General features: G+C 65.2%; 6 protein-coding genes and 5 pseudogenes. 5 read left to right on the top strand and 6 right to left on the bottom strand.

Going from position 1 to position 10957, the window contains the following annotated elements:
* Positions 1-490: 490 nt before the first annotated feature.
* Positions 491-970: pseudogene (locus ACWCPY_RS26130) on the top strand (transposase); the annotation flags it as partial.
* A 751-nt stretch (positions 971-1721) separates the two neighbouring features.
* Here the strand turns inward: ACWCPY_RS26130 and ACWCPY_RS26125 are convergent.
* Positions 1722-2042, bottom strand: a complete 321-nt coding sequence (locus ACWCPY_RS26125) for a hypothetical protein (RefSeq protein WP_451268812.1) — start codon at positions 2040-2042, stop codon at positions 1722-1724.
* A 249-nt stretch (positions 2043-2291) separates the two neighbouring features.
* A pseudogene (locus ACWCPY_RS26120) lies at positions 2292-3077 on the bottom strand (IS6 family transposase).
* 875 nt (positions 3078-3952) lie between these two features.
* Between ACWCPY_RS26120 and ACWCPY_RS26115 the strand changes: the two are divergent.
* Positions 3953-4315: a DUF1304 domain-containing protein gene (locus ACWCPY_RS26115; RefSeq protein WP_451268822.1), complete on the top strand. Its 363-nt coding sequence runs from the start codon at positions 3953-3955 to the stop codon at positions 4313-4315.
* 583 nt (positions 4316-4898) lie between these two features.
* Positions 4899-5272: pseudogene (locus ACWCPY_RS26110) on the top strand (helix-turn-helix domain-containing protein); the annotation flags it as partial.
* An 83-nt stretch (positions 5273-5355) separates the two neighbouring features.
* On the opposite strand, the gene ACWCPY_RS26105 reads toward ACWCPY_RS26110, so the two are convergent.
* Positions 5356-6600, bottom strand: a complete 1245-nt coding sequence (locus tag ACWCPY_RS26105) for an IS110 family transposase (RefSeq protein ID WP_451268820.1) — start codon at positions 6598-6600, stop codon at positions 5356-5358.
* A gap of 439 nt (positions 6601-7039) precedes the next feature.
* Positions 7040-7978: pseudogene (locus ACWCPY_RS26100) on the bottom strand (IS481 family transposase).
* 124 nt (positions 7979-8102) lie between these two features.
* On the opposite strand from ACWCPY_RS26100, the pseudogene ACWCPY_RS26095 reads away from it, so the two are divergent.
* Positions 8103-8267 (top strand): annotated as a pseudogene (locus ACWCPY_RS26095) (transposase family protein); the annotation flags it as partial.
* A gap of 110 nt (positions 8268-8377) precedes the next feature.
* Here the strand turns inward: ACWCPY_RS26095 and ACWCPY_RS26090 are convergent.
* Positions 8378-8767: a hypothetical protein gene (locus ACWCPY_RS26090; protein WP_451268810.1), complete on the bottom strand. Its 390-nt coding sequence runs from the start codon at positions 8765-8767 to the stop codon at positions 8378-8380.
* 295 nt (positions 8768-9062) lie between these two features.
* Between ACWCPY_RS26090 and ACWCPY_RS26085 the strand changes: the two genes are divergently transcribed.
* Entirely contained in the window at positions 9063-10124 is a 1062-nt protein-coding gene (locus tag ACWCPY_RS26085; RefSeq protein WP_451268808.1) for an IS630 family transposase, read from the top strand.
* A gap of 545 nt (positions 10125-10669) precedes the next feature.
* Here the strand turns inward: ACWCPY_RS26085 and ACWCPY_RS26080 are convergent.
* A partial coding sequence (locus ACWCPY_RS26080) for a DUF6225 family protein (RefSeq protein ID WP_451268806.1) occupies positions 10670-10957 on the bottom strand: 288 nt, incomplete at its 5' end.

The raw sequence follows: 10957 nt of genomic DNA, 5'->3' as shown, positions 1-10957 counted from the left end.
CAATAGGCATCCTCACTGAGGCCGAGCCCGGCACCTTCAGCAAGAAGCAGTAACCAAGTCCGGAACGGACATCAACTCACGAACCGCCCACTGAGGGTGGCTGTCTGTCCGTCGGCCCCTGTCGGTACGGGTCCTGCGGTGAATGCGGCGTGGAGTGCGGCCAGGGCTGAACTGCGTTCAGGCTGTTCTTCGGACGGGACCATGCCGAGCGTGAAGGCTTCCCACCACAGAGCGGCGAGGCCAGTCTGAGCGGCTTGGGTGGCCTGGCGGTGGACGGTTTCGGCTGCTCGTGCCTCGCGTCGCGCGGCGGCGAGCCGCGCGCTTTAGCGCCTGGCCATGGGGGCGCCGAGGAAGTAGGGGATGGTGTCTCCCAGAGAGTCTGAGCCATGAACTGCTCGCCCCGGCGGTAGAAGAGGAAGCCAGGTTCGGCGATCTCGCTCCGGCGTTGTAGACAGAGGAGGGCGGCGTGACCGATGCGGGCCTCCAGGGCCTGCCGGCCCGACCCGACGGGCGGTTCGTGGAGGTATTCCTCGATGCCGATGCGCCGTCCGAGCTGCCCCGCCTGTGCTACCGGCTGCGCCGGCATACCGGCCGCAAGGGCGAGCGTCGCTCGCTGGGCGAGGCGGACTACATACGCCTGTTGGATGGCGCCCACCAACTGCTCAAGGCCCCGCTGATCGTGGTGTGGGACCGGCTGAACACCCACATCTCCAAGACGATGAAGGCACTCGTTGCCGAGCGGGACTGGCTGACGGTGGTCCTGCTGCCCGGGTACGCGCCCGACCTCAACCCGGTCGAGGGCCTGTGGGCGCACATCAAGCGGAGCCTGGCCAACCTGGCCGCCCGCACCCTCAACGAGCTGGAGACTCTGCTCCGCAGGCGGCTCAAAGCGCTGCAGTACCGGCACGGCATCCTCGGCGGATTCCTCGCCGGGACGGGCCTCGCTCTGGACAGACCGGGCAGACCCTAATACGCCGAAGTCAGTAACTGAGCTTCAGGTGCGGATTGATTGAGAGACAGTATCGCTGTGCGCGTGCGAGGCCCCTGTGTCGTTGTGAGGGATGCCGGAAGTCTCAGCCCATCAGTGCAGGAGCCTCGTTGGCCGTCGGCCTTGCCGTGAGCGACCTGCCGCACGGTGTGGTCGCGTGGCCACCGTACTCGCGGTCGCCGACGCGTGACCATCACCGCAACTCCCGCCCCACATACGTGTATTGGGTCACCTGCTGGTCCAGGGGAAGACGCGAGACTCTCCCGCAGTCTGCCGGCCCGGGTGGTCGTCCCGACCGTGGGAGCGGGTAGGGCCTGCTGGTCGGTGGCGGTGCCAGCATGCACTTGTCTCGATCCGATCGCGCACCCGGTCCATGAGGGGCCGGGTGCGCGATCTCGTCGAAACAGGCCGTATTCGCTGGATCCGCAAGAAGTGCAAGTGTCTTCGATTGTGCAGGGCATCCCACGCTTCCGGCAGCACATCACCAGCTGACGCCCCGGGCCCTTCGCCCCTGGGTTTGGACACCGCGTTTGAGGTGACAAGAGTGGAGTGACGGAATTCGTTCATGCTCCGGGTTGCCCGGGGGATATAGATCCTCCGGGCAACCCGACCACTTCCCACTGCACGCCCGTTCGCGGACAGCTACGTATCCTGACCGAGATGAGGAACAACAAGAACGAGGCGCCGTGGTATGCGAATTCAAGCGATCAAGACCATTCTTTCTCCTGGCGCCTCAGAACTTGAATTCGAAGTCGGCTCCGTAGTCGCTGAAATACTTCACCGATACCTGAGGCCACAGCCCGTTGGAGTAGCGATGGCCAACTACTATATCGTCACTCAGTCCACCGATCTGGGACTGCCAGCACTGGCCAGGGTTGATAATTGTAGACGCCCAACCTCCCCGGTTCGGAAATTCCAGGTATTCCCTTGCGTTCGATGTGTTGCAGTGCTTTATTATCAGCTTGTCGTCGGCGTGAGCGGCTGTTGGTGCTGCTACCGCCAGAGCCAACCCTGCCATTGTTACAGCCAGCAGGGAACCAGTGCGAACGCTCATGGATATCCATTCAGATGAGAGTGGGCCACCAGGGTGCGGCCTTGTCTAACTGGTCAACGGCTGAGTGACCACGTTGGTTCAAGCCTTTGAGGTCGTAACACGATCACTGATCCGTTCCGGGTTGCCTCGAGACTCCAGATCTTGGTAGCGACGCGGGGTTTCATGGCTGTCAGGGGCATTGTCAATTTGCTGGTCTGTGGTTACTTGAGGGTGTGCGGGGGTGTGCTGAGCTTGGTATCCGCCTCTGGTTCAGGCCTCGGTGGGCATGGCGGTAGTGCCAGTGCTCTCGTTCCAGGTGCCGAAGCGGTGGCGCATCTCGGTGCGGTAGCCGGTGGCGGTCATCCGGTGGCGGCGGGGCCGGAAATACGGTGAGATCTGGCTGAACGCGGACAGGAATCACTGGGTTCTGCCGACTGCGCGGAAGTCCTTCATCGCACGTTCGCGCCGCCTCGTCGGCTGATGGAAGTTCTCCGCACGGTTGTTCAGGCTCTTGTGGGAACGGTGATCGACCGAGGACATCAACTCTCTGTGGGCGACACCGTAGGAGCGGAGCTTGTCGGTGACCAGCACCCTGGATGTCCTCCGCTGCTTCTTCATCAGCTTGGCCATGAACCCCTTCGCGGCCTTCGCGTCCCTCTTGGACTGCAGCAGGATGTGTCGAGGGCGGTGCCGTCCTGGTCCACGGCCCGCCACAGGTAGTGCCGCACCCCGTTGATCTTCAGGAACACCTCGTCCAGGTGCCACTTGTCGCCGGCCTGGGGCCGGCGGCGGCGCAGGGCGGCCGCGTAGCGGGGGGCCGAACCGGTCGCACCACCGGCGAATCGCCTCATGGGCGACGGTGATCCCGCGGGCCAGGAGCAGCTCCTCGACTTCGCGGAAGGAGAGCGGGAAGCGGTAGTACAGCCACACCGTGTGGGAGATGACCTCCGCCGGGAACCGGAACCCCTTGGGACTGCTGATGACCTGTCTGGGGTCGCGAACCGGCCTATGTATGCGATCACTCGCTGGCCGGTGGTGGTGCTGTGTTACTGACATGGAGTGAGAGATCGATTTCGGGCGACTGCGATGGGGGTGCTATCGAACAGATGACCATGCGTCATGAGCATGAGAGATCGCATGAGGCAGCAGTTGGTATTGGACAAGGTCGAAGATCGGATGCGGAGAGGGTGGCGGTAGGGGTTGGGCCGGCGGCTCGTGGGTGGTACCAGAACTCTTCGGAATCGTGGGCCCCGAGAGTGCTTGCAGACAACCGGGAGCATATTGATCCCTGGGTTCCCACTGTGCGTAGTACGTGCATGAGGTCCGGACGTGCTGTCGCCCACCGGGCAGGATCGGCTGGTACAGGACAGGGACATGGTGGATTTCGACAAGCGGCCGGTGAACGGGATACTGGTGGTGCCCGCGCGTCCGGTGCGTCCCCATGGGGGCTGGTGTGATCACGGGCCGTGTGCGACGGCGGATTTTCTCGCGGTGGGGCGGCTGGATGATCCGCGCTGCTGCGCGGGACATCACCCCGAAGTGGTTACTGCGTGGGCCTTGCGGACGGGAGATCCATGGGTGCGACGCACATGTGTGGAGGGCCCTCGCCGGGCCACTCGTTCACCGGGGGCCAACGAGTGACCTTCCCGGCTCTTCAGTCGAGCCACGAAGTCCTTCAAGGGATTGGCGGTGGGGCAGGTCTGGGCAGGGGCGGCTCGACGTGCCCCCTACTCGCGCAGGCGGATGCGCCGCATGGCGCTCGGGATCTTGGCAGAGGTGCCCGGGCGGGGGCCGTTGAGGCCTCGTACCGCCGGGGCGGCCGTACTGGCGCAGGTCGCTTCCCGGGCGCTGGATACGCAAGCAGACTCCTGGACAAGTGTCCATGCATATAGGGCACCTGTCTGTGAAGCTCGGATTAGATTGGAATGATGATGGAGACGACAGCGAATGTCCTGGTCGGCCTGGTGGCCGCCTTGCACGCGTACATACTGGTTCTGGAGATGTTCCTGTGGGAGAAGGGGCCAGGTCGAAAACTCTCCGGTTTCGATGCCGCCCTCGCCCGCGCCACTGTGCCGCTGGCCGCGAACCAGGGCCTCTACAATGGTTTTCTGGCGGCCGGACTGATCTGGGGCCTGATCGCCGGCGACCCGACCGGATTCCGGGTCAAGGTCTTCTTCCTGGCCTGCGTACTGGTCGCAGGCGTGTACGGAGGCGCCACCGCGAACCGGCGCATCCTGATCGCCCAGGCGCTGCCCGGGGCCCTGGCCCTCGCCGCCGTCCTGATCACCCGGTGACAGCCCTCCAAGCGGACCTTCTGCTCCCTTTCGGCGAGATAGGCAGCCACTGATCGGGAGCCACCGGCCCTGCGCGGTGAGCCAGTTGACGAACTCGTGGGAGTCGGCACCGGAGTCGGTGCGGACCAGAGTGTGGCATGTGCCGGTACTTCTTCAGGAACCGGGCCGGGGCCCGTCGGGCGGCGGTGATGTGGCCGACGACGGTGTTGCTGCCCGCTTTCCCCGCTCTGAGTAAGCCCGCCACTAGCTCATACACGCCGCCCGCCCCGTGGTCGACGAACTCCCTGATCGGATGGCTACCGAACGTCTACTCCCAGGTCGATGGGGTCTTCTGATTGTCCAAGTACGCAATCACCAGCGCCTATCCAGATCCATGATGACCTGGTTGCCCTTGTCGGGGGCGGCGTTGTCGGCCAGGGCCCAGACCTGTTCGCGGGCCTGTGATCAGGCGGGAAATGGTCGGGGCGGAGGGCCCCATCACCCCGCACCTGGGGTTTGAACCATCTTTCATCCTGTGCCGGGAGGGTGAAATGGCCTGGTGGGCGGGGCGGGGCGTGACAGGGCAGGGCCCCTGGTCGCTTGCGTGGTGATCTCACTCATCACACCAGCGACCGAGGGGCCCTGTTGGTTCCCTATCTCCATGCTTGACGTACCGTACGAGCTCGTCGAGCATGTCTCCTGGCTCATCTACGACCGAAGGCTTGAACTGAACTCGCCCTGACGACAGCTTGGTTGCTTCAAACAGACGCTGCTCGCCCTGGCCCATCTCCGGAAGAACGAAACGTTCGCCCAGCTCGCGGCCAGGTTCGGCATCTCGACCGCGACGGCTTGGCGGTACGTCGACGAGGCCCCGGACGCACTCACGACCTGACCGTGGCCCGCGTCCACGGCGTCATCCAGGCATGCCCGACCCGGCAGATCCTCATTCTTGCGGACCGTGCCTATCAGGGCGCCGGCGCCACTGGCCGCACCCTGTACTACCGCCACCGCGAACAGCCCTAGCTGTATTGCCCTGTGAGACACCTCAGGGTTCTAACTCGTCAAGCGGCGGCAGGGAGTTCGATGGGGAAGGCGGTTTGTTCGCCGAACAGCTTGCGGTGCTGGAGACAGTGGTAGAGCTGGCCGAGCATGCGGTTGAAGAGGTTTCTCTGGGCGGCAGCATGCCAGTCTCCGTGGTCGTCGCGGCGCCTTCGGTAGTGGGCTTTGGCGCCAGGTGAGGCGGTGATGGCGGAGAAGGCCCAGAGGTAGCCGGCGTGGTTGAGCCGGTCGTTCTTCACCCACCGCCGAGTGATGCTCGACTTCTTGCCGGAGGCCCTCGTGATGGGCGAGGAGCCAGCGTATGCCTTGAGACCGCGGGCGTCGGCGAACCGGGTGCGGTCGTCGCCGATCTCGGCCAGCACCCGGGCGCCGAGCTGGACGCCAAGGCCGGGGAAGCTGAGGATGATCTCAGCGTCCGGGTGCTGGGGGAACGCCTCCCCCACCGCCTTGGCCAGGTTGTCGGTGGCTGTGCAGGCGGCTTCAAGCTGGACCACAAGGGCGAGCATCTGCTGGCCGAGCGCGTCTTCGACCGCGGGTGGCTGGTGGGCCCAGTCAGCGCGGAACACCTCCCGAAGCCGGTCGGCTTCGGTTGCGATGCCGCGTTGGCGGCCGGCTCGCTTGAGCGCGGCCTGCAACTGCGTGCACGTCAGGGAAGCAGCGCGGGTTGGCGTCGGAGCTGCTTTGAGGACCTCAAGGGCCTCCGGACGGCACAGGCCGTTCTTCCAGGGTTCGAAGGCCACCAGCGCGGCCGGGTAGTACTCGCGCAGCAGAGACCGGAGCTGGTTGGAGATCTGCTGGCGGTTCCAGGTGGCGTCCTGCTGGGCGCGGGCAAGGACGGTGACGGCGCGGGCCAGGTCGCTGTCCTGCGGCAGCGGCCGGTGGGCGTGCATGTCGGTGCGCAGGATGTTCGCCAGCACGAGGGCGTCGCCGGGGTCGGATTTCTTGCGCGAGACGCTGTGCCGGTCGCGGTAGCGGGCGGCGGCCATCGGATTGATCGCGAATACCGTGCGCTTGCCCGTTCTGAGCACCGCGACCAGCAGGCCGCGGGAGGTCTCGATCGCGACCGGGATCGGGTTCTCCGCCGCATCGCCGTACTCGGCGAGCAGGTTCAGCAGGATCTTGTAGCCGGCCGCGTCATCGGTGATGTGGCGCTTGGCCAGTAACTGGCCACTGTCATCGACCAGAGCGACGTCATGTGTGCGTTCCGCCCAGTCGATACCGCAGTAGATCAAGATGTTCCTCCCCATGGCGAAGATGTTCGTGCTGGTCACGAGCACATGCGGGCCACGCAGCGACCTAATCCCAGGACTCGGCACGAAAGCCGGTCCGCCACCTCAGTAGCTGTTCGTGGCACCAGCTCACCCCACGGGCCTCGGTCTATTGCGGGAGCTCAGGCAGCTCGGGCGTATCGAGAGGTCACCGTGCGGCGGGCTCGCACCACCAACACCAACGAGTGATCAAGGCGACAGTGTTGACGGTCACGAGGACGCAGAACGCCACCGATCTGCTTCGAGGCATCAACGCCTGGTCAGACGAAGGCATCCGTCCGGCGCCCGCGTGACCGCCAACGCCCGGCGGTACTGCGGTGACCGGGATGTGCCGTGGAGCACCGCTCTCGCAGAAGGCCTGTAGGACCGTGTTGGGGATAGGTGTCTTCGCCCGACGCTGCCCGGCCACCGAGCACCGCTAATACCGGATTAGGTTGGGGACGCGGCTGGCGGGTGGTTTGCCTGCGAGCGCGGTGTGTCCGCGGTGGTGATTGTAGGTGTGCAGCCACTGGGGGAACGCGTCTCGTCGTTCCTGTTCCGAGCGGTAGGGGCGGGCGTAGGCCCATTCGTCGAGCAGGGTGCGGTTGAGGCGTTCGACCTGCCGTTGGTCTGTGGCCGGTAGGGCCGGGTTCGCTTGTGAGTGATCCCGGCGGCTGCCAGGGCGTTGCGCCAGGCATGGGACTTGTAGCAGGCGCCGTTGTCGGTCAGGACCCGTTCGACGGTGATGCCGCACGAGGTGAAGAACTGCTGGGCCCGGGTCCAGAATGCGGTGGCGGTCTCCTTGCGCTCGTCGGTGTGGATCTCGCTGTGGGCGAGGCGGGAGTGGTCGTCGACGGCGGTGTGGATGTAGCTGTAGCCGGCCCCGGAGGGGGTCTTCCTGCCCGCTTGGCGGCCCAGTGCTTTGTGGCCGCCGCCGTCGGGGATGTTGCCGAGCTTCTTGATGTCCACGTTCACCGGGACGGTCGCGTTCGTAGCGGCGTATGACGCGCCCGGTCGCCCGGTCCAGGTGCGTGAGTCGGGCCAGGCCGAAGCGGGTCAGCACGCGGTGGACGGTCGAGGGCACCGGGCCGAGCAGGTGGGCGATGCGGGCCGGTCCCCACCGCCGCAGGATCCGGACCTTGATGATCCGTCGTTCGGTCCTCGTCGGGGTCCGGCGTGGGCTGGTGTGCGGACGGCTTGACCGGTCCGCCATGCCCGCCTCGCCATACAGCCGGTAGCGGTCCGCCCATCGCTGGGTTGTCGTTGGTGAGACCTGGAAGCGCTCGGCCGCCCGCCGCAGAGGCCAGCCGTCCTCGACGACGCAACGGGCCAGGCGCAGGCGCCCGGTCTCGGTCAGGGGTGCATTACGGTGAGGCACGAGGGCCTTTCTGGTCGCCGGTGCAGATGTCGCAATCCACACCAGGCCAGAAGGCCCTCACCCATTTTAAGATCACTCAGCCGTGAACCCCGTCACCAACCTCCATGGACAGAACAACTAGCAGCAGCAGTTCAACCGTGACCACGCCCGGCTCCGGGCGCCTGGCGAACGCGTCTTCGCTCAGTTGAAGCAGTGGCGGATCCTCCGGCGAACCGGATGTTCCACCCGACGCGTCGGCACCATCGTCAAGGCCGTCCACACCCTGATGACCTGCGGCTATTCAGGATGAAAAAGGTTCACTGTGCCACTCGTTCCTGTCGATTCGGAGCGAGTAGCCCGTCCGGCGTCGATAGCACGCCGGACGGGTGATTCGTTGATCCTGCCGCGGTCGCGCTATTGTCAGCGCGTGATGCTCGGCGAAGAGATCGAGAATCCGGCATCCCTGACATACAGGGTTACATGGCACCTGCCCTGATTCCCGACGGTGAAGATGTAGCTGTAGTCAGAGTTATCCATTCTGAACGCGCCAAGGTCTCCGAAATTTTGACCGTTGTCACACTCAAGATTGAAGTCCCCTATGTGGCCATGGAGGTCCACGGACACCGCCACATGGGCACGGTAGCCATTACTGGTGCCGTTGATGCAGACCGCCGAGATGTCGAGGGGCATGATCTCCGAGCAGGTCTCTCCTGCGGAGTTGGGCATGGCGGAGGCAGTGGGCGCCACAGTCGCGACCACCATGGCGGCGCTTCCCACTACGGCAGCAATGGCACCTAGGATTTTCCGCATAATTTATCTTTCCTTTTCGATCAATTTACACTTCAGGTCTGGCCGACAGTGGGCGAGTTCGGTGCCGCATGCCTGCCCTAATCATGTAACGCAGCTGAGGTCCTGGGCGTTCAGTGGAATTTAGCGACCTGATGCCCCGATAGCAGAAGGGTGCCGTTGGACTGCGATGATGTGCGCGTCGCGTCCACATCGTGGCAGTGAGCAAGGTACCTTTCTGTCGGTGCAGCTGCGCCGTGTTTCGAATCAGTTCATGTATTGATCCGAAACGCTTTGGGTTCAGGCTCGTTTACGGTGTGTGAGTGATCTGGTGGGGGATGCGCGGGCCTGGTCGCCGGACGCGCAGGAGGCCGTGCGGTTGCTGGCAGTTTCCGCGCTGGTGGAGGGCCGGGACCGGGTAGAGGTTGCCGCCCTGTTCAAGGTGTCGGTCAGGGCCGTGGACAACTGGTGGGCGAAGTGGCAGGCCGGCGGGCGGGGCGCACTGCTCTCCCGCGCGCGGGGTCGTCGCGTGGGTGAGCATCAGGTCCTGTCGGAGGCCGAGCAGGCCGCCGTGCGGCAGGCTGTCCTCGATCACATCCCCTCCGACCTGGGGCTTTCGGGTCAACTGTGGACACGGGGGCAGATAGGCGAGCTGATCTTCAAGCTGTACCGGGTCCGGTTTACCGAGCCCGGGGTGGGCAAGTACCTCAAGCGTTGGGGACTGACCTTCCAGCGTCCGGACAAGCGGGCGGTCGAGCAGGATCCGGGAGCCGTCCGCCTCTGGCACGAGGAGACCTGGCCGACGATCCGGGCCAGGGCGAAGGCGGAGAACGCCGAGGTTCTCTTCGGCGACCAGGTCGGGATCCGCTCGGACCAGGTCACCGGCCGCACCTGGGGCGCCAAGGGCACGACTCCCATCGTCCGCCGGACTGGGAACCGGTTCTCCGTGAACGCAATGTCCGCGATCAGCACCCGCGGCCGGATGCACTTCATGGTCTTCACCGAGTCGTTCGACGCGAAGGTCATGTGCCGCTTCCTCTCCCGGCTCGTCGGGCACTTCGACCGGAAGATCCACCTGATCGTCGACCGGCATTCGGCCCACCGCTCGAAGACCGTCCGGGCCTGGCTCGCCGGCCACAAGGACCAGATCGAGCTGCACTTCCTGCCTTCGTACTCACCCGAGCTGAACCCCGACGAGCTGGTCAATGCCGACCTCAAACGCAGCCTGCCCCACACCCACCGGGCCAGGAACCAGACCGAACTCGCCGCCGAAACCCGCAGGTTCTTCCATAGACGCCAGCGTCAACCACACATCGTCCGCGGCTACTTCGGCGGCCCGCACGTCCGCTACGTCCTGTACGAGAACCCTTTGAGTTTCTGATCAATAGTGGTGCGCTACGGCAGCACCCAACAGTGTTCCAATGACGGCAAGAGCAGACGCAATGATCCCCGACACGACGACCAGCCCACCACCCTGCAACACGCGCCGGATAGAGCGCGAATCGGCCACAGTCGCCGACGCTCGGATCGGCAATGTCCAGGTCCCGCCTGGCGCCAAGCGGAGGCCGGGTTATGTCCTCGCACCGCACCGGATGTCCGCTGGGCACGGTGTCAACCCTGCTCTGATCAGCCCGCTCAATCTTCAATGAGGAAGAAGCCGCCAACCAGTCTTCGGCGAGAACGCTCAACCTTCGGTGCGACGGAACAATCAGGTCTGGAACGAGCCGCCCTCGGCCCAGACCCGCACCCCCGTCGCCCCAACGCGGAGAAGGCGTCACATCTCCGGCGACGCCTCCGGCGCACCCGGTGCGGAGCCTGGGCGCGGCGACGGCCAGGGCCCGAACACGGTGTACGGCGTCGGTACCAGCCCACTGTTTGGCCGGGGCGCACGATGTCCTTCACCTGCGACATCGCGGGTTCGCAGGTTCAATCGAGCAGGTCGTACTCTCCGGGCGTCCAGTCGGCAAAGAGGGTGAGCGCCTTCTCCTTCTCGGCCCGTTCGGGCGTGGTGCCGGTGGCTGGCCACCAGTTCTCGACGTGGTGGGCGTCGACGAGGACGGATTCGCGGTACCCGCCGAAGTCGCCGGGGTCTTCGGCGACACCGATGTGGATGGGTGTGTCGTCGGGCAGGTCCTTGAGCGCCTCGCGGAGTTGCGCAGCGTTCCAGATCTGCGGGGCGTGGTTGAAGACGTCGGTCATGGGCTCAGAGTGCCG

Source organism: Streptomyces sp. NPDC002403 (assembly GCF_053593015.1).
This window is presented reverse-complemented; position numbering and strand designations above follow the sequence as displayed.